This is a genomic window from Streptomyces sp. NPDC001070, from assembly GCF_053598835.1.
This window is the reverse complement of sequence record NZ_JBSFLB010000004.1, coordinates 139,370-158,514: the sequence shown is the minus strand read 5'-3', so window position 1 is coordinate 158,514 and position 19,145 is coordinate 139,370. Positions and strand designations below refer to the sequence as shown.

The window sequence follows — 19,145 nt, the reverse complement described above, 5'->3', positions numbered from 1 at the left end:
CCGGTTCGGGCCGTGCGTGTCGGCCCTACGAGCGTGCCGACAGTCCCAATTCCTTCGCGAGCACCGCGGCCTGCACCCGGCTGCGCAGCTCCAGCTTGGCCAGCATGCGGCTGACGTGCGTCTTCGCCGTCGCCTCCGCCATCTCCAGCCGCGCGGCGATCTCCGCGTTGGACAGCCCCTCGCCCACGCAGACCAGCACCTCCCGCTCCCGTGGGGTCAGCCCCTCCAGCGCGGCGTGATCGGCCCCGGCACGCGGCGCCGGACTCGGGCGGGCGAACTCCCCGATCAGCCGGCGCGTCACCGCGGGCGCGATCATCCCCTCGCCGCGGGCCACCAGCCGCACCCCCTCGATCAGCCGGTCCGCCTCGGTGTCCTTCAGCAGGAAGCCGGCGGCGCCCGCGCGCAGCGCCCCGAAGACGTACTCGTCCAGGTCGAAGGTGGTGAGGACGAGCATGTCGGCCAGCTGCTCCGCGACGATCTCGCGGGTCGCGGAGACCCCGTCCCGCCGGGGCATCTGGAGGTCCATGAGGATCACGTCGGGGCGCAGCTCGCGGGCGGCGCGGACCGCGGCCTCCCCGTCGGCGGCCTCACCGACCACCTCGATGTCGGGCACCGAGCCCAGGATCAGCACCAGCCCCGCCCGTACCGCGGACTGGTCCTCGGCGACGACCACCCGGATCACGCGTTCCCCTCCATGGGCAGCACCGCCCGTACCCTCCATGTCGTCCCCTCCCGGCCCGCCTCGAAGGTCCCGCCGAGCAGTTCGGCGCGTTCCCGCATCCCGATCAGACCGCTGCCCGAGCCGGGGGCCCGTGGGCTGTCGGGCCGGGTCCCGGCGCCGCCCGCACCGTGCGCCCAGGGGGATGCCACGGTGACCGTCAGCGCCCGGGCGTCCTGCTCCAGCAGGACGGGCACCTCGCCCGGGGACGCGTGCTTGAGGGCGTTGGTCAGGGACTCCTGAACGATCCGGTAGGCCGCCAGCTCCACCGGCGCGGGCAGCGGGGCGGCGTCCTCCGGCCGCCTGTCGCGCAGGACGAAGGCCGAGTGCGGTGCCGCCGCGCGCATCTGCACCAGCAGCGCGTCCAGGCCCGCCAGCCGCGGGACGGGGGCCGGCTCGCCGTCCTCGCCCGCCGAGTCGCGCAGGAGCCCGATCAGCCGGCGCATCTCGGACAGGCCGTCCACGCTGTTCTCCCGGATCACCTCCAGCGCCTGGCGGGCGGGGCCCTCGTGGCGGTCCAGGGACAGCGCGGCGGTGGAGTGGATGGCGATCGCTGACAGGTGTCCCGCAACCATGTCGTGCAGTTCGCGGGCCATCCGGGCCCGCTCGCGGCCCACCGCCTCCCGGCGGTCCAGTTCGGCGAGGAGCGCCGTCTGCTCCGCCCGCAGCCGTTCGAGTGCGGCCTCGTCCCGGTGCCGGCGCACGACCACGCCCGTCCAGGCGGGGGCCACCGAGACCAGGGCACCGATCACACCGATCAGCAGGGACTCGGCGACCGGCCGCAGGGCCAGGGCGGTGGCGGTGACCGCGGCCGTGGTGAGCACGCCGGCGACCGGCACGACCCGGGTCAGCCGCTTCGGCCCGTACAGGACGGCGGCGTACACGAGGTCGGTGAACATCAGCACGGTCACCAGCAGCGAACCGATCACGAAGTCCGCGCAGAAGGTGAGCGTGCCGACGACGATCGCGAGGCGGGGCGCGGACCGCCGCAGCAGTTCACATCCGGCCATGATCACGAGCGGGAGCAGCGGCAGCCAGCGGTGGTCGCCCGCCGGGCGGTTCCCCGAGTGGGTGTACAGCCCGAACGCCCACATCGCGAGGCCGCCCGCGAGCCCCGACACGGCGATCAGCACGTCGTCGCGGTGCGGACGCCGGCCGGCGGTGGTCGTCATGGGCCCATCCCAGCACGCGGCGCGGACGGGGCGCGTCGGCCGGTGGTCGGACCCGTCGCGTACGCCGAAGGATGCAGCCGGGTCTCATCAGCGCCGACGAAGCGGCCCCGGACGGGCGTGGGGGAGCCTGGCGGCATGTGGGCGCCCCTGGGTCAGCGGTTCTCGCCGGGCACCCACAGCACGTCGCCGACCTCCTTGTTGGCCGTACGGGCCAGGATGAACAGCAGGTCGGACAGCCGGTTGAGGTAGGTGGCGGTGAGCGGGTTCATCGTCTCGCCGTGCTCCTCCAGCGCGGCCCACGTGGAGCGCTCGGCGCGGCGGACGACCGTGCACGCCTGGTGCAGCAGCGCGGCGCCCGGAGTGCCGCCGGGGAGGATGAAGCTGCGCAGCTTCTCCAGCTCCTCCAGGAAGCGGTCGCAGTCCGCCTCCAGCCGGTCCACGTAGGACTGCTCGACGCGCAGCGGCGGGTACTTGGGGTCGGGGACGACCGGCGTGGCGAGGTCGGCGCCCACGTCGAACAGGTCGTTCTGGACCCGTACCAGGACGGTCGCGACCTCCTGCGGGAGCGCGCCGAGCGCGAGGGCCACGCCGATCGCCGCGTTCGCCTCGTTCGCGTCCGCGTAGGCCGAGATGCGGCTGTCGGTCTTGGCCGTGCGGCTCATGTCGCCGAGGGCGGTGGTGCCGTCGTCCCCGGTCCGCGTGTAGATGCGCGTCAGATTGACCATGTGTCGAGCGTAGTCAGGACGCGTCCCGGGCGCGCTCCGCGCCGGGCCCGCGACGGGGGAGCCGGAAGCCGACTCCGGGGGCGGTCCGGGTCAAACTGGACGCGGTACGGGAGCAACTGGGCGCCGCGGCCCTCAACTGTGCGACGAAGGACACAGGGTGACCCGCCTCTCTTCCTGCTGCGCTCCGCTGTGAAGCGACGTTAAGGTCCCGGCAATAGCATCGAGAAGATAGGTGTGTGCCGTGGCGAAGAAGCTCGCCGTCATCGGAGCCGGCCTGATGGGCTCCGGCATCGCGCAGGTGTCCGCTCAGGCGGGTTACGAGGTCGTCCTGCGTGACATCACGGACGAGGCGCTGGCCCGGGGCAAGGGCGGGATCGAGGCGTCCTACGAGAAGTTCGTCGCCAAGGGCAGGCTCGCCGCCGAGGACGCGGCCGCCGCGCTCGCCCGCATCACCACCACCACCGACCTCGACGCGGCCGCCGACGCCGACATCGTCGTCGAGGCGGTCTTCGAGAAGATCGAGGTCAAGCAGGAGATCTTCCGGGCCCTCGACAAGATCGCCAAGGGGGACGCGGTCCTCGCCTCCAACACCTCCGCCATCCCGATCACCAAGATCGCGGCGGTGACGGAGCGCCCGGAGAGCGTGGTCGGCACCCACTTCTTCTCCCCGGTCCCGCTCATGCAGCTGTGCGAGCTGGTCCGCGGCTACAAGACCAGTGACGAGACCCTGTCCCGCGCCAAGGCCTTCGCCGAGGAGATCGGCAAGACGACCATCGTCGTCAACCGCGACGTCGCCGGCTTCGTCACCACCCGGCTGATCGCGGCGCTGGTCGTCGAGGCCACCAAGCTCTACGAGTCGGGGGTCGCCTCGGCCGAGGACATCGACATCGCCTGCAAGCTCGGTTTCGGCCACGCGATGGGCCCGCTGGCGACCGCCGACCTCACCGGCGTCGACATCCTGCTGCACGCCGCCGGCAACATCTACACCGAGTCCCAGGACGAGAAGTTCGCCCCGCCGGAGCTCATGCGGCGCATGGTCGACGCGGGCGCGCTCGGCCGCAAGAGCGGCGAGGGCTTCTACCGGTACTGACGGAGCGTCAACCCGGAGGGCCCGGCCCGGTGCAGGTGACCGGCGGGCTGGGCCCCTCGGACGCCTCCTGTCACTCGCAAGGGTGAATTCGGTATCGGTTCGCTCACAGACGGCAACCTCTTCGTACGACGGACCGTCAGTTACGTAGAACCACGGCAGTTTCCACCCATTCACTCCACGGGGAGGCGTAATGCACATCAGGGGCGATCACGCCGAGCTGGTCGTCGGGGGCCGCCTCGACGTCCGCACCGCGGCGGACGCCCGCAAGGTCCTGCACACCGCGGTGGACGGCGGCCACGGCGACCTCGTGCTCGACCTGACCGAACTCGACTCGTGGGACGCGACGGGCCTGGGGGTCATCATGGGGGCGCACCGCCGCTGCGGCCGGGCGGACCGGCGTCTGGTCCTGCGGGGCGTACCGGCGCAGATGCAGCGGCTGCTGGTCGCCACGCGGCTGCACCGCATCCTGGTCATCGAGGGGGGGATCGCGGCAGAAGCACTGCCGCGGACCTAGAGCACCCACCGGGCGTGCCGATACGGAACTGGCATCCCCGGACAGACTCGGACGCAAGGGCGGCATGGCCGCCCTGGGCTTCGCGCAGACTGTGGGAAGGTTTAGGGTTCGGTTCCGGCGTGCCTCACCCCGTACGCCGAGGAGGGGAGCCGGACCGGTCCAACGGCGTACCGCGGGCCCGGTGGGGCCCCGCTGCGACGCATATGGGGGCGGAGACTAATGGACCCACACGGACCCGACATGACCGGCGACGAGTACGGCGCACAACAGGACTCCACGAGCTTTGCCGACGCGACCGCGTCCGCGGGCGACGGGGACGGCACCACATCGTCCCCCCGTGCCACGCGGCCGCCGCGCGATCCGCTCGCCCTCGAGGTCGGGGCGGGCACGGCCGACAGCGACGCGCCGCGCGTGGTCGAACTCGTCGTGGGCGACTGCAGGCTGACCCTCAACCCCGTCGACGGCAGCGAGGTCAGCTCCCTGCCGCCCGGCGACCTGCCCACGCCCGTACGGCGCGGGGCCGAGGAGCGTGCCGCGCTGGCGGCCGCCGCCCGGCCTTCGGTGCCGCCGGGGCCGCGCGCGCCCGAACTCCCCCTGCTGGAGCGCGAGGAGGAGTGCGAGCGCCTGGTGCGGCTGCTCTCCCGGGGCCGCTCGGTGCGCGTCACCGGGCCCTCCGGCGCCGGCCGCAGCGTGCTGCTCGACGCCGTCGCCACCGCCTGCACGGACCTCGCCCCCGACGGCGTGATCCGGCTCTCCGGCTACCGGCGGACCCCCAGCGACCTGCTCCAGGAGATCTTTGGCACCGTCTACGACGCGGAGAACTACCGCCCCGACCGCAGCCGGCTGCTGGAGCTGCTGCGCGCCGTCGGCGCCGTCGTCGTCCTGGACGACCTGGACTTCGGCGGCGCCGCCCTGGAGGAGGTGCTCGCCGCGGTGCCGGAGTGCGCCTTCGTGATGTCCGCCACGCCCGACGTGCCGGCCCCCGCCTCGGACTCCCAGGTCGAGGAGGTCTTCCTCCCCGGACTGACCCGGGTCGCCTGCCTGGAGCTGCTGGAGCTCGCCGCGGGCCGGTCCCTGGTGGAGGAGGAGACCGCCTGGGCCGCCGACCTGTGGTTCGAGTCCGAGGGCCTGCCGCTGCGCTTCGTCCAGGCCGGTGCGCTGCTGCGGCAGCGCGACGCACTCGGTGCGGAGATCCTCGCGGCCGACGAGTCCGTCTGGGGCGACGTCGATCCGGAGGACGAACTCCCCGTCGACGCGCCCTTCGACGCCGAGCCGGTTCCCTCGCCGTCCCACGTGCCGCTGCCCTCGCTCGCGGAGAGCGCCGCGCCCGCCGTGCTGCTGGCCTCCCGCCTGGGCGCCTCGGCGCAGGAGACGCTGCGCTTCGCCGTGGCGCTCGGCGGCGAGTGCCCGCACCAGTCGCACCTGCCCGCGCTCGTCGGAGACACCCACGGCGACGCCGCCCTCGGCGAGATCGTCGCCGTCGGGCTGGCCGTTCCCGTCGCCGCGCACCACCGCCTCGCGGCGGGCGTGATCCGGCAGCTGGCCGCCACGGAGGGACTTGCCGCGGAGGCCGCCTCGGAGGGCTCCTCGCAGGCGCTGGCCGCCGCCCAGCACTATGCCTGGTGGGCCGGGCACCCCTCGGTCACCCCGGGCCGCGTCGCCGCCGAGGCGGAGGCCATCCTGGCCGCCCTGGCGGCCGCCCGCGACGGCGGCCACACGAGCGCCGCGGTGCTCCTCGCCCGTACGGTGGCGCCCGTCTTCGCCGCCGCGATGCACTGGAGCGCCTGGGAGCGCGCACTGCGCGTCGGCCAGGAGGCGGCCCGGATCGCCGGGGAGGTCGCCGAGGAGGCCTACTTCCTCCACGAGCTCGGTGTCCTCGCGCTGTGCCTCGGCAACCTGGACCGGGCCCGCAGCGAACTGGAGGCCTCCATAGCCCTGCGCGGTGCCCTCGCGGACCGCCAGGGCACCACGGTGGGGCGCCGCACCCTCGCGCTCGTCGTGGACCGCGCGGGCGGTCCCTTCTCCGCCACGGGCCCGGCCGGCGTCGAGACCCCCGCGACGGGTACCGACCTCTCCGAGGCGCCCACGACGGTCATCAGCAAGAGCCTTGCCGCGGCGGCCGCCGCCCCGCGCCGGCTCGCCGTCACCGGTTCTCGCCGCAACCTCGTCGCAGCCGGCGCGGGCGCGCTCCTGGCGGCCGTGCTCGGCACGATCGTCACGCTCGGCACGACGGCCTCCGGCGGCGACCAGAACACGCCCATGAACGTCAAGCCCGTCGAGTCCGCCCAGGAGGACAACGCGGACGACGGCCTCCCGGCCGAGGACATGACGAGCCCCGGCTCCACACAGCGGCCCAGCCCCTCGGCCAGCGGCACCACGCCGGGGGCAAGCGGCGCGCCGGGCACGACGGGCGGTGCGGTCGACCCGGGCGCGGGTGGCGGGGACACCGAGCAGCCGGGCGGCGGCGCGTCGTCGCCGACGCAGAAGCCCGGAGGCAGCACGAAGCCCGGACATCCGAAGCCCTCGAACACCCCGACCAAGTCGTCGACGCCGTCGACGACCCCGCCGAGCAGTGAGCCCCCGTCGCCCTCGACGACGCCGGATCCCACGGACACCTCGCAGCCCAGCGGCACCACCAGCGCCGGCGGGCCGTCCGAGACCGCGGTCACCACCACGGACTCCGGCACCCCGGCCGACGCGTCCTCCGCGTCCGGAACGATCGCCTGAGCGTCACCCCTCGCGGCGCGGCCGCGGTGGTCCTCCGACCGCCGTGCCGCGCCGCGGTGCTCCCCGGGCGGGATGCACGCCGGGAGCCCCGGAAGGTCAGAAGAGGCGGAGCTTGTCGTCCTCGATGCCGCGCAGCGCGTCGTAGTCGAGGACGACGCAGTCGATGCCGCGGTCCGTGGCGAGGACCCGGGCCTGCGGCTTGATCTCCTGGGCCGCGAAGACACCCTTCACGGGGGCCAGCAGCGGGTCCCGGTTGAGGAGCTCGAGGTAGCGCGTGAGCTGCTCGACGCCGTCGATCTCACCGCGCCGCTTGATCTCGACCGCGACGGTCGCCCCGGACGCGTCCCGGCACAGGATGTCCACGGGGCCGATGGCGGTCGGGTACTCGCGGCGGACGAGGCTCCAGCCCTCGCCGAGCACCTCCATGCGGTCGGCCAGCAGCTCCTGCAGATGGGCCTCGACGCCGTCCTTGATCAGCCCCGGGTCGACCCCGAGCTCGTGCGAGGAGTCGTGCAGCACTTCCTCGATGGTGATGATCAGCTGCTCGCCGGCCTTGTTGGTGACCGTCCAGACCCCGTCGTCGCCCTCCTTGAGGGTGCAGGGCGGCGACATCCAGTTCAGCGGCTTGTAGGCACGGTCGTCGGCGTGGACGGAGACGCTGCCGTCGGCCTTGACCAGGAGCAACCTGGTCGCCGACGGCAGATGGGCGGAGAGCCGGCCCGCGTAGTCCACGGAGCAGCGGGCGATGACGAGACGCATGGTCGGCAACGCTACTCGCTACCGGGCGCGGTTGGAAAATGGCCTGTTGTGAGCGCTCCCGCCTAGTGTCATGGGACCTCTCCGCCTACGGTTGTGGGTGGGAGCCGTCGTGCGGGAGAACTCTGGGCGGCTTCTCTCCGTAGTCCGTCTGACTCCTCGGACAGGGGGGTCACGAGAGGAGTACTCATGTCGCTCGACGTCTCACCGGCCCTCCTCGAACAGGCCGAGCGAGGCGAGGTCGACGAACGGGAATTCGTCGACTGCGTCCGGACTTCCCTGCCTTACGCATGGGACATGATCAGCTCTCTGGCGGCACAACTCAAGTTGGACGGTGGCGAGTTCGCCGACAACCAGGTACCCCCGCCGGACGAGCACGCGCGCGGGCAGCTGCTCCGCGCCCTGGCGAGTGATGCGATCCGGGGGGCCCTGCAAAGGCACTTCGGTGTCCGGCTGGCGTTCCAGAACTGCCATCGGGTCGCAGTGTTCCCGCTGGACCCGGCGGTCGACGAGCGTTACGCCACCTTCACCTCCGTACGGGCCCAGCTGCTGAACCAGTCCCCGGAGCTGCGGGACTGCTGAACCGGGCAGGGTGCTCCCGCCGTTGGTCGCACCACTGCTCTTTGATGTTTCAATCAGGCCAATTGCGGGAGCACTTCGCGGCCGAGCCGTGCCACGTTCTCCTCGGTGGCCGCGAGGTCGCCGGAGCCCTCGACGAGCAGGGCGAAGCGGCTGATCCCGGTCCGCTCGGCGGTGGCCGCCAGCCGGTCGGCGCACAACGCCGGCGGGCCCACCGGATGGAGCTCGCAGAGGAGTTCGGTGTAGGCGAGCGGATCGCGCATCGTCCGGGGCCGGCCGTCGACCGTGCGGTGCGCGGCGAGGCCCCGCTGGAGCCAGCCGGGCATCGCCTTGGTGAGGGATTCGACGGCGTCGGCGCGGCGGTCCGCGATCTGTACGACCCCCGCGGAGACATGTTCCGCCGCGGCCACCATTTCGGGTGAAAGCCCCGCATCGCGCGCCTCGGCCTGCCACATTGCGACCATGGCCGCTTTGTCCTCGTCGCCGCAGTGCATGCCGAGCAGCATCGGCAGGCCCCTGCGCGCCGCGAGCCGCACGCTCCCCGGCGAGGTGCAGGCGACGACGACCGGCGGCCCGCTGGGCTCCTCGAACTCGTCAGCCCGCGGTACGACATCGACCTCGCGGAAGGCGAATCGTTCACCCGAGGCCCCCACGCGGGGCTCCCGCAGCCAGCGCAGCAGCAGGTCCAGCGACTCGGGGAAACCGCTCTCGAAGGCGGCCAGTCCGGCCTTGAAGACCTCCAGGTCCACCCAGGGCCCGCCGCGCCCGACGCCCAGTGTGAAGCGGCCGCCCGAGGTGATGTGGAGCAGCGCCGCCTGCTCGCCGAGCGCCACCGGATGCGCGGTCGGCAGCACGCTCACGGCCGTCCCGACCCCGATCCGCCGGGTCCGGCCCAGCAGCAGCGCGGCGAGCGTCACCGCCGACGGGCAGACGCCGTACGGCACGAAGTGGTGCTCCGCCAGCCATACGGAGTCCAGCCCGGCCCTCTCCGCCGCCTCGGCGGACCGCACCGCCCGGTGCAGTGCCTCCCCCGGTCCCTGCCCCGGGAACTGGGCGGCGAGGACGAAAGTACCGACACGCATCGCGCTTCACACCTTCCTCGGTGGCCGACACGACTCCCCTACCGGCAATAACGCCTGACACGTGCCAAAGGCACGGTCCGGCCGCCGCGATTTCATGATTTTCGAGGTGATGGCCGGAATAGGGGGTTCCCCGACCGGGTACCCGGCCCGGTGCGCGCTACGCGTACGCTGGAAAGCGGCCCGAAGTCCCCTGATCCGCATGAGGTGTGTGCCCGTGTCCCCGCGCCGAAACCGCCCGCGAGGCGCCGCCGGCAGAGCCGAGGAACGTCCCGAGGCCGGCCCGGCCCGCGGAGCGGAGCGCGTGGAGAGCTGGCAGGGCGAGCAGTGGCTCGTCCGTCCACTGGCCGGGAGCTCCGGCGGCAAGCACTACCGCTGCCCCGGCTGCGACCAGGAAATCCCCCCGGGCGTGGGCCACTTGGTGGCCTGGCCGGAGCACGGCGGCGTGGCGGACCGGCGCCACTGGCACACCTCCTGCTGGAACGCGAGGGACCGCCGGAGCGCACGGCTCCAGCGGTCCCGTAACGCCCCGCGGTACTGACCGCGCGGCGGGAATGCCCGTTGCGGGTCAGACGTCGCGCTTGGCGAGCGCCGCGTACGCACCGGCCAGGGCGACGGCGGTGATGATCGCGAGCGCGACCAGCTGGCGCACGCCGTCGGCGTCGCCGTTCTCCAGCATCGGCATCTGGTAGAGCGACGCGATGGCGTTGGGGGAGGAGTACTCGACCAGCTTCTCCTGCACCTTGCGGAGGTTGTCCGACTGCATGAAGATCGCGACGATCAGCGGCAGGAGGACCACGCCCATCATCGTGGTGATCGCGCCCGCGGAGTGCCGCAGCAGCGCGCCCACGGCCAGGGACAGCAGCCCCAGCAGGGCCACGTACAGGCCCACGCCGACGGTGGCGCCGAGCCACTGGGTGCCGCTGGCGGTGGTGGCCCCGTCCTCGACGACGAGCCGGGCGCCGACGTAGGTGCCCGGGCCCACCGTCCTGCCGCCGAAGGTGGCGTAGTTCATGAGCGCGGTGAGCGCGCAGGCCACGGTGGTGACGGTGAAGCTCAGCGCGAAGAAGACGATCGCCTTCGCGGTGAACACCCGGCCGCGCTGCGGGCAGGCCGTGAGCGTCGTGCGGATCATGCCCGTGCCGTACTCGGAGCTGATCACCAGCACGCCGAGCGTGATGACGCAGAGCTGGCCGAGCAGCACGCCGAACAGGCCGAAGCCGAGCACCGGATCGGAGACGTTCTCGGCCGAGGCCAGCGCGACCACCAGCAGGTTGATGCCGAGGATCACCACCAGCATCACGCCGAGCGTCCACATCGTGGAGCGGACCGTACGGATCTTGGTCCACTCGGACTTCAGCGCGTGGCCGAGATGGGTCCTCTGCACCGGGATGGCGGAGGAGAACTGCGGGGCCGGGCTGGAGACGGGGGCGGTCATCGGGCGTCCTCGGCGGGCTGGGTCGGCTGCGGGGCGGGCGCGGTCGGCGGCAGGGGCACACCGGGCGGAACCGGCGGCTGCGCGTACGGGTTCATGGGCGCGGCCGGACCCGCGCCCGGTGCCGGCTGCGGCGGAGCGCCGTAGGGCTGCTGCGGGGGGTGCGGCTGCGGATGCCCGTGACCGTACCCGTACGGCGGCTGCTGCGGAACGGGCTGCGGATACGGCGCCTGCGGCGGCATTCCCCAGCCGCCGCCGGGCGCCGGTGCCCCGGCGGGCTGCTGCAGGCCCTGCCGCGGATCGGCGGTGGAGCGGTAGTCGACGGCGCCGTTGGTGAGCCGCATGTACGCCTCCTCCAGTGAGGCCTGGTGGGGCGACAGCTCCCACAGCCGCACCTCGGCCTCGTACGCGAGGTCGCTGATCCGGGGCAGTTCCAGGCCGGTCACACGCAGCGCGCCGTCCTGCTCTTGCTGCACCTGCGCGCCGGCGTCGGACAGCGCCTTCGTCAGCTTCTCGCGGTCCGCCGCCACGTCCGGGGTGCGCACCACGGCGAACGCGGTGGAGTTGCCGGCGATGAAGTCCTTCACGCTCATGTCGGCGAGCAGTTGCCCGCGGCCGATCACGATCAGGTGGTCGGCGGTGAGGGCCATCTCGCTCATCAGGTGCGAGGAGACGAAGACGGTACGTCCCTCCGAGGCGAGCTTGCGCATCAGATGGCGCACCCAGTGGATGCCCTCGGGGTCGAGGCCGTTGACCGGCTCGTCGAAGAGCAGCACCTCGGGATCGCCCAGCAGGGCCGCCGCGATGCCCAGGCGCTGCCCCATGCCGAGCGAGAAGCCCTTGGAGCGCTTGCCGGCGACCTCCTGCAGGCCCACCACGCCCAGCACCTCGTCCACCCGGCGGGCCGGGATCCCGGAGAGCTGGGCGAGGCACAGCAGGTGCTGGCGGGCGCTGCGCCCGCCGTGCACGGCCTTGGCGTCCAGCAGGGCGCCCACCCGGCGCGGGGCGTTGGGCAGTTGCCGGAAGGGCTGGCCGCCGATGGTCACCCGCCCCGCGGTCGGGGTGTCCAGGCCCAGGATCATCCGCATCGTGGTGGACTTCCCGGAGCCGTTGGGCCCCAGGAAGCCGGTCACCATGCCGGGGCGTACCTGGAACGACAGGTTGTACACGGCTGTCTTGCTGCCGTAGGTCTTGGTGAGGCCGACTGCCTCGATCATGCTCCGCCCCTCGACGAACCGTCCTCGGGGCGGCCCTCGCCCCCATGAGGATTAGGAGGCTAGCGGGGCTCCGCCGGTTCCGGGGTGACGGCGCCGGATTCGGTCACGGAGTCCGTACGTCTCACGCGTCGCGCTTCTTCAGCACCAGGTATCCGCCGATGAGCGAGGCGGCCACCCACAGCGCCATGATCCCGATGCCGCCCCAGGGGCCGTAGGGGCGCTCGTCGTTGACCGCGACCACCTGCATGACCTTGGAGCCGGCCTGGTCGGGGAAGTACCGGGCGACGGTCTTGGCCTTGGGGACGTTGGCGAGGATCGTGGAGACCAGGAAGAAGAAGGGCATCAGGATGCCCAGCGACAGCATGGGGCTGCGCAGCATCATCGCGACGCCCACGGAGAAGAGCACCATCAGCGTCATGTAGAGACCGCCGCCGACGACGGCGCGCAGCACACCCTTGTCGGAGATGGACGTGCTGTGCGAGCCGAGCAGCGCCTGGCCGATGAAGAAGGTCAGGAAGCTGGTGGCCATGCCGACGACGAGGGCCAGCGCGCCGGTGACCACGACCTTGGACGTGTAGAACGCGGCCCGCTGCGGGACCGCCGCCAGCGAGGTGCGGATCATGCCGGTGCTGTACTCACCGGTGACGACCAGGACACCGAAGACGATCAGCGCCAGCTGGCCCAGGATCAGTCCGGAGAAGCTCGCGGAGGTCGGATCGAAGCCCAGCCGGTCCTGATCGCTGGTGTTCTTCCACTGCGAGTTGATCAGCAGGCAGAGCAGGCCGCTGATGACGATGGTGACCAGCAGTGCGGACGCCAGCGTCCACACCGTCGAGCGGACCGACTTGACCTTGGTCCACTCGGACTGCAGAACCGCGCTCGGTGCCGCCATGTCAGGACTTCCCCTTCTTGTTCTGCCAGTCGGCCCCCCAGGCCGACCCGGGCGCGGTTGCGGGAGCGGCGGTCGCCGCCGCCACGGCCTCGTCCACCGGCTGTCCGGGGATGCCCGCGTGGTACTCGACCGACTCGGCGGTCAGCCGCATGAAGGCCTCCTCCAGGGAGGCGCGCTGCGGGCTGAGTTCGTGCAGCACGAGCCGCTTCTCCGCGGCCAGCTCGCCGATCTTCGCCGGGTCGGCGTCCTGGACCTCGATCGAACCGTCCGCGCCGGTGACCGGCGTCAGCCCGGCTTCCGTCATCGCGTCGAGCAGCTGCTCCGGCTGCGGGGTGCGGACGCGGACGTAGGAGCGGGAGTTCTGCTCGATGAACTCGGCCATCGACGTGTCGGCGAGCAGCTTGCCGCGGCCGATGACGATCAGGTGCTCGGCGGTGAGGGCCATCTCGCTCATCAGGTGCGAGGAGACGAAGACCGTCCGCCCCTGGGCGGCCAGTCCCTTCATCAGATTGCGGATCCAGACGATGCCCTCGGGGTCGAGGCCGTTGACCGGCTCGTCGAACATCAGGATCTTCGGGTCGCCGAGCAGCGCCGCCGCGATGCCCAGGCGCTGGCCCATGCCGAGCGAGAAGCCCCCGCTGCGCTGCTTGGCCACCGCCGTCAGACCCACGGTCTCCAGGACCTCGTCGACCCGGCGGCGCGGAATGCGGTTGGCCTGGGCGAGGCAGAGCAGGTGGTTGTACGCGGTGCGGCCGCCGTGCGCGGCCTTGGCGTCGAGCAGCGCGCCCATGTACGTCAGCGGATCGCCGAGCTGCGCATAGTGCTTGCCGTCGATCCGCACGTCCCCGGAGGTGGGATTGTCCAGTCCGAGGATCATCCGCATCGTCGTCGACTTGCCGGCGCCGTTGGGCCCGAGGAAGCCCGTCACCACCCCCGGTCGTACCTGGAAGGTCAGGTGGTCCACGGCGGTCTTGTCCCCGTACCGCTTGGTCAGCCCCTGCAGCTCGATCATGCCGGATACAGTATTCGGCCGCGGCGCGCAATGCACGCGGAATCCACGCCCCCGCTTGCGCCCCGGACACGGCTGAGCCCCCCGCCGAGGAGGCAGGGGGCTCAGATGCGCCGGATGTTCCGGAGGACGGTCAGCGCTGGGCCGGGACGCCGCGCGAGACGGGCTCGTCGTCGGCGGGGGCACCGGCCGCGGCGACCGCCGCACCGGTCAGCGTGGCCAGCATCTCGCGGACGTTGGTCAGCTGGGCGTTGATGCTGTCGCGGCGGTTGGTGAGCGCCGCCAGCTCGCGCTCGGATTCGCTGCGGATGCGGTCCGCCTTGGCGTTCGCGTCGGCCACGATGTCCTCGGCCTGGCGCTGCGCGGTCTCCACCGTCTGGCGGGCGCGGCGCTCGGCGTCGGTGCGCAGCTTCTCGGCCTCCAGGCGGAGCTGCTCGGCGCGGTGCTCGATCTCGGCGAGGCGCTTCTCGGCCTTGGCCTGACGGGACGCCAGGTCGCGCTCGGACTGCTCGCGGCGCTTGGCCAGGTTGGTCTCGAAGTCGGCCGCGGCCTGGGCCGCCTTGGCGCGGGTCTCCTCGAAGAGGGCGTCCGCCTCCTCGCGCTTGGCCTGCGCGTCCTTCTGCGCGTCGGCGCGCAGCTGGCCGGCCTCACCCTTGGCCTTCTCGACGATGCGCTCGCCCTCGTCCTCGGCCTTCGCCTTGCGCTCCGCGGCGTAGGACTCGGCGTCGTTGCGCACCTGGGTGGCGGCGGACTCGGCCAGCTCGCGGTGCTGCTCGGCGGCGCGGCGGGCCTCGTCGCGCAGGTCCTTCGCCTCCTCCTCGGCGAGGCGGAGGATCTTCTCGACGCGGGCGCCGAGACCGGCGTAGGACGGCTCGGCGTCGTTGACCTGTGCCTGCGCGCTCTGGGTCTCGAGGTGGAGTTCCTCGATGCGCTTCTCCAGCGCGTTGATCCGGGTCAGTGCGCTGTCACGGTCGGCGACGAGCTTGGTGATGCGGTCGTCCACCTGCCCGCGGTCGTATCCGCGCCGCACGAGCTCGAAGCCGAAGGGGGAGGAAGTGTCGCTCATGGGGTTCCTGTCAATTCAGACCGGGTGGGGTGATAGGGGGAATCCTAGGGGCCCAAGCGGCGTGTCTTACAGTCACTGTCCAGTAACTGTGCACAATGACCGCTCAATCGAGTGGCGCATCATCGGACCGCTTGCTCCCTGTCCGGGCCGTACCGGCCGCTGCACCGGCAGCGACCGCGTTCTTACCGTTCTGTGTGGCGTTCTGACTGTTGCTCTTTCCCCCGTCGATCGGCTGCTGGAATGACTCCAGTGCCTCAAGGACATCCTGCACGCGGGTGATCTCCGCGTTGATGTCCTGACGGCGCCGGCTCAGCACCTCGAGCTCCTTCTTGCCCTCGGTCACGATGCGCTCGGCCTCGACGCGGGCCTCGCTCCGCAGCCGCTCCGCCTCACGCTCGGCCTCGTTCTTCTTCTGCTCGGCACCCTTGAGCAGTTCCTCGGCCTTCTTCACCGCGGCGATACGGACCTTGCTCGCCTCGGCGCTGGCGGTGGACCTGGTCTCCTCGGCCCTGGCCTCGGCGTCCGCGACCAGTTCACGGGACTTGGCCTCGGCCTTCTCCAGCTGCTCGGTCGCCGCCTCGACCAGCTTGTCGACCCGCTCGCCCGCCGACTTCATCGCGGCGGCGGACTCGGTACGGGCCCGCTCGTGCAGTTCCTCGACCTCGGCCTCGACGCGCCGGCGCAGCTCCTGCGCGCGCTCCCGGATGGCGGTCGCGTCCCGGCGGGCCTCCTCCAGCAGCGTGTCGGCGTCCGTACGGGCCCGCTCGACCAGGCCGTTGCTCTCCGAGGTGGCCTCGGCGACGATCCGGTCGGCCTCCTTGCGGGCGGCGCCGACCATCGTGTCGGCCTGCTCCTCCGCGGCGGTGCCGATCTTCAGGGCCTCGGCCTGCGCCTTGGAGATCAGCTCGTCCGCCTGCCCGGCGGCCTCGGCGCGGCGCTTGTTGGCGTCCTCGCGCGCCTCGTCCCGCATCCGGTCGGACTCCGAGCGGGCCGCCTCGGCGTCGCGTTCGGCGGAGTCCAGGGCGTCCTTGGCCAGGATGCCCAGGCGCTCGGCCTCGGCGCGGGCCTTGGTGATCAGCTGGTCGGCCTGCTGGGCCGCCTCCGTGCGCCGCTTGTTGGCCTCGTCGCGCGCCTCGTCCAGGATGCGGCGGGCCTCCGCCTCGGCGCCGCCCAGTGCCTCCTCGGCGGCGCGGCGGCGCTCCTCGGCGTCGCGTTCGGCGGAGTCCAGGGCGTCCTTGGCGAGGATGCCGAGCCGCTCGGCGTCGCGCTCGGCCTTGGCCATCGACTCCTCGGCCAGGGCGGCCGCGTCGGCGCGGAGCCGGTCGGCCTCCTCGATCGCCTCGGTGAGCAGCCGGTCGGCCTGCTCGGCGGCCTCCACCCGCTGCCGGTTGGCCTCCTCACGGGTCTCCGCCCGCAGCCGGTCGGCCTCCTCGATCGCCTCGCCGACCGTGCGGTCGGCCAGCTGCTTGGCCTCCTCGGCCTCCTCCTGCGCCTCACGGCGGAGCCGCTGCGCGTCCTCGGTGGCCCGCTCGCGCTCGGCGGTGGCGTCCGCGTGCAGCCGGTCCGCGGCCTCCTGGGCCTCGGACCGCAGGCGCTCCGCGGCGTGCTCGGCGGCCGAACGCAGTCCGGAGATCTCCTCCTCGGCCTGCTCGTGCAGCCCGTTGACCGACTCCCGCACCTGCTGGGCCGTCAGCTCTGCCGCGCCGACCAGCTCGGCCGCGTGCCGCTCGGCCTCGGCGACCAGCCGCTCCGCCTCGCTGCCGGCCTCCTCCACCCGCTTGCGGGCGGTGGCCAGCAGCTCCTCGCCCTCGCGGCCGGCCTGCGCCCGCTCCTGCTCCGCCTCGCCGCGGGCCGCGCTCAGCAGCTCCTCGGCCTCCCGGCGGCGCCGCGCGGCCTCCTCCTGGGCGGCGGACAGCGCCTCGGCCGCCTCGGCCCGCAGCCGTCCCGCGGTCTCCTGGGCCTCGCCCCGGACCCGGTCGGCGGTCTCCTGCGCCTCGGTGCGCAGCTGCTCGGCCTCGGCGGCGGCGTCGCCCCGCAGCCGTACCGCCAACTGCTCGGCCTCGGCCCGGGTCTGCGAGGCGTCGGCCGCGGCCTCGTCCCGCAGCCGCAGCGTCTCCTGCTCGGCCTGCTCCTGCAGCGCCCGGACCCGCTCGGCGACCTCGGTGCGCAGCGTGGCCGCCTCCTCGGCGGTCTCGCGGCGCAGCCGCTCCGCCTCGGTACGGGCCTCGCGCAGCGCCTCCTCGGCCGCGGCGATCCGCCGCTCGGCCTCCTCGCGCAGCCGGACCAGGTCGGCCTCGGCCTCGTCGCGCAGCCGCTGCGCGGACCGCTCGGCCTCCTCGCGCAGCACCTGCCCCGCGGCCTCGGCGTCCTCCCGCACCTGTCCGGCCTGCTGCTCGGCCTCGGCGCGCAGCTGCTCGGCCTCGCCCCGGGCGCGCTCCAGCAGGTCGTCGGCCTGCCGGCGCAGGCCCGCGGCGCGCTCGATCGCCTCGGTGCGGACCTTCTCGGAGTCCGCGGTCGCCTTCTGCCGGTGCTCGGCTGCGTCGGTCTTCGCCTTGGTGAGCAGTTCCTCGGCGGACCGGGCCGCCTCCTCGATCTGCTGCACGGCCTCGCGCCGTGCCTCGCCGCGGATGCGCTCGCCCTCGGCGACGGCCTCGGCGCGCAGCTGCTCGGCCTCGCCGCGCAGCCTGCGGGCCTCCTCCTGCAGCTCGACCGTCTTGGCCCGGTACTCCTTGGTGTCGTCCTTGGCCGTGCCCAGCAACTGCTCGGCCGACTCCTCGGCCTGGCCGCGCAGCCGGTCCGCCTCGGTCTCCGCCTCCCGGCGGATGCGCTCGGCCTCCTCGCTCGCCGCGCGGGTGGTGGCCCGGGCGTCCTCGGTGGCCTTGTTGAGGACGTCCTCGGCGGTGCGGGCCGCCTTGGCGAGGGCCGCCGCGACGTCCTCGGCCGCCTCCGACTTGGCGGTCTCCTGGGCCTGGCTGCGCAGCCGGTCCGCCTCGCCCTTGGCGTCGGCGAGGATCTGCTCGGCCTCGGCCTTGGCCGCTTCCGCCTCCTTGGTCGCCTCCGCGACCAGCCGGGCGACCTCGGCCTTGGCCGTACGGGTGCGCTGCTCGTTGTCGGCGTCGACGGTGGCCAGCCGCTTGGCGGCGTTGGCCGAGGCCTCCTCGCGCAGCCGGTCGGCCTCGCTCTGGGCCTCGCGGAGCTTCTCCTCGGCCTCGCGGAGCTTCTCCTCGGCTGCGCGGGACAGCTCACCGGCCTGGGTGCGGGCGCTGTCGGTGTCGCTCTGCGTGGAGGCGCGCAGCTGCTCGGCCTGGGTGGTGGCCTCCTGGGCCTGGGTGGCCGCGGCGTTCAGCAGCCGTTCGGCGTCGGCGCGGGCCCGGCGCAGCAGCTGCTCGGCCTCGGCACGGGCGGCCGAGGCCTCCGACTCCAGACGGTCCCGGGCGCCCTCGGCGATCCGCTGCGCCTCCGCGCGCGCGGCGGCCAGTGCGGACTCGGACTCGGCGCGGGTCTCCTCCATGAGCCGCCGGGCCTGGGACTCGGCGCGGGCGCGCAACTGCTCGGCCCACGCCACGTTCTCGTTGACGTGGCTCTCGACGTTGGTGCGGCGCTCGGCCAGCTCCTCGTCCAGCCGACGGCGCCGGGCGACGGCCTCGGCGTGCCACTCGGCCTCCACACGGGCCTGGTGCTCGGCCTGTTCCTGGAGCAGCCGCTGGGTGGCCGCGCGCGCCTCGCGCAGCTCGCGCTCGGCGTCGGCGCGCAGCTGGTCGGCCTGGATCTGGGCGTTGCGCAGCAGCTGGTCGGCCTGCAGGCCGATGTTGTCGTAGGCAGGACGGCTCGCGAGGTTGCGGCGCGCCTCGTGCAGCTTGGCGCGCAGCACCTCGACCTGGTAGCCGAGGTCGTCGGCATGCTGGACGACCTTGTCCCGCTCCTTACGAAGCCGCTCCATCTCGGCCTCGAACTGCGAGAGGTGGTCGTCCTCAACCTCGTAGCGGTCGTAGCCCCGCACTCCGCGGTCCCATCCGTCTCCTGGTGTACCCACCCGCCAACCGAGTGAGATTCCCCGGGGCCCCGTTCACCGCGGAGCCTTACGGAGAATTGTGTCCGATCCCACGCCGAAGCGCGGGCAGGTACCCCAGCCCACCCCGGGGTCGCCCCGCCACTCTACCGGGGCG

The 19,145-nt window shown here is 73.1% G+C and carries 16 protein-coding genes; 5 read left to right on the top strand and 11 right to left on the bottom strand.

The annotated features are described in order from the left end of the window. Positions 1-25 precede the first annotated feature (25 nt). From ACWDAS_RS06705 to ACWDAS_RS06695, 3 genes are all read right to left on the bottom strand, one after another. Positions 26-721: a response regulator gene (locus tag ACWDAS_RS06705; RefSeq protein ID WP_450387749.1), complete on the bottom strand. Its 696-nt coding sequence runs from the start codon at positions 719-721 to the stop codon at positions 26-28. After that, on the bottom strand, positions 679-1,890 hold the full coding sequence (locus ACWDAS_RS06700) for a sensor histidine kinase (protein WP_450387748.1): 1,212 nt from the start codon (positions 1,888-1,890) through the stop codon (positions 679-681). The genes ACWDAS_RS06705 and ACWDAS_RS06700 overlap by 43 nt, the downstream gene beginning before the upstream one ends. Positions 1,891-2,042: 152 nt before the next feature. Next, on the bottom strand, positions 2,043-2,615 hold the full coding sequence (locus tag ACWDAS_RS06695) for a cob(I)yrinic acid a,c-diamide adenosyltransferase (protein WP_450387747.1): 573 nt from the start codon (positions 2,613-2,615) through the stop codon (positions 2,043-2,045). A 241-nt stretch (positions 2,616-2,856) separates the two neighbouring features. On the opposite strand from ACWDAS_RS06695, the gene ACWDAS_RS06690 reads away from it, so the two are divergent. The 3 genes from ACWDAS_RS06690 (at position 2,857) to ACWDAS_RS06680 (ending at position 6,946) form a co-directional block, all read left to right on the top strand. Then, complete coding sequence (locus ACWDAS_RS06690) at positions 2,857-3,705, top strand: 3-hydroxyacyl-CoA dehydrogenase family protein (RefSeq protein WP_450387746.1); 849 nt, start codon at positions 2,857-2,859, stop codon at positions 3,703-3,705. Positions 3,706-3,895: 190 nt separating this feature from the next. Continuing rightward, entirely contained in the window at positions 3,896-4,219 is a 324-nt protein-coding gene (locus ACWDAS_RS06685) for an STAS domain-containing protein (protein WP_450387745.1), read from the top strand. A 219-nt stretch (positions 4,220-4,438) separates the two neighbouring features. Then, positions 4,439-6,946 (top strand): ATP-binding protein, encoded by a 2,508-nt coding sequence (locus tag ACWDAS_RS06680; RefSeq protein WP_450387744.1) that lies wholly within the window; start codon positions 4,439-4,441, stop codon positions 6,944-6,946. A gap of 96 nt (positions 6,947-7,042) precedes the next feature. Here the strand turns inward: ACWDAS_RS06680 and nucS are convergent, their stop codons facing one another. Continuing rightward, positions 7,043-7,705, bottom strand: a complete 663-nt coding sequence (gene nucS, locus ACWDAS_RS06675; protein ID WP_450387743.1) for an endonuclease NucS — start codon at positions 7,703-7,705, stop codon at positions 7,043-7,045. 186 nt (positions 7,706-7,891) lie between these two features. On the opposite strand from nucS, the gene ACWDAS_RS06670 reads away from it, so the two are divergent. Beyond that, positions 7,892-8,284: an SCO5389 family protein gene (locus tag ACWDAS_RS06670; RefSeq protein ID WP_450387742.1), complete on the top strand. Its 393-nt coding sequence runs from the start codon at positions 7,892-7,894 to the stop codon at positions 8,282-8,284. A 53-nt stretch (positions 8,285-8,337) separates the two neighbouring features. Here ACWDAS_RS06670 and ACWDAS_RS06665 read toward each other — a convergent pair whose 3' ends face one another. Continuing rightward, entirely contained in the window at positions 8,338-9,363 is a 1,026-nt protein-coding gene (locus ACWDAS_RS06665) for an LLM class flavin-dependent oxidoreductase (protein WP_450387741.1), read from the bottom strand. A 214-nt stretch (positions 9,364-9,577) separates the two neighbouring features. On the opposite strand from ACWDAS_RS06665, the gene ACWDAS_RS06660 reads away from it, so the two are divergent. Further along, the gene (locus ACWDAS_RS06660; RefSeq protein ID WP_450387740.1) at positions 9,578-9,901 is read left to right on the top strand and encodes an ATP/GTP-binding protein; all 324 of its coding nucleotides are present in this window, start codon (positions 9,578-9,580) and stop codon (positions 9,899-9,901) included. Between the two features lie 27 nt (positions 9,902-9,928). Here the strand turns inward: ACWDAS_RS06660 and ACWDAS_RS06655 are convergent, their stop codons facing one another. The 6 genes from ACWDAS_RS06655 to scy all read right to left on the bottom strand — a co-directional run bounded on the left by ACWDAS_RS06655 (position 9,929) and on the right by scy (position 18,979). Next, complete coding sequence (locus tag ACWDAS_RS06655; protein WP_450387739.1) at positions 9,929-10,798, bottom strand: ABC transporter permease; 870 nt, start codon at positions 10,796-10,798, stop codon at positions 9,929-9,931. After that, positions 10,795-12,012, bottom strand: a complete 1,218-nt coding sequence (locus ACWDAS_RS06650; RefSeq protein ID WP_450387738.1) for an ABC transporter ATP-binding protein — start codon at positions 12,010-12,012, stop codon at positions 10,795-10,797. The genes ACWDAS_RS06655 and ACWDAS_RS06650 overlap by 4 nt, the downstream gene beginning before the upstream one ends. A gap of 121 nt (positions 12,013-12,133) precedes the next feature. Continuing rightward, on the bottom strand, positions 12,134-12,904 hold the full coding sequence (locus ACWDAS_RS06645) for an ABC transporter permease (protein ID WP_450387737.1): 771 nt from the start codon (positions 12,902-12,904) through the stop codon (positions 12,134-12,136). A 1-nt stretch (position 12,905) separates the two neighbouring features. After that, positions 12,906-13,916, bottom strand: coding sequence for an ABC transporter ATP-binding protein (locus ACWDAS_RS06640; protein ID WP_450387736.1), 1,011 nt, complete (start codon positions 13,914-13,916; stop codon positions 12,906-12,908). A 130-nt stretch (positions 13,917-14,046) separates the two neighbouring features. Continuing rightward, complete coding sequence (locus tag ACWDAS_RS06635) at positions 14,047-14,979, bottom strand: cellulose-binding protein (RefSeq protein WP_450387735.1); 933 nt, start codon at positions 14,977-14,979, stop codon at positions 14,047-14,049. A gap of 103 nt (positions 14,980-15,082) precedes the next feature. Beyond that, complete coding sequence (scy, locus tag ACWDAS_RS06630) at positions 15,083-18,979, bottom strand: polarized growth protein Scy (RefSeq protein ID WP_450387924.1); 3,897 nt, start codon at positions 18,977-18,979, stop codon at positions 15,083-15,085. Positions 18,980-19,145: the final 166 nt, after the last annotated feature.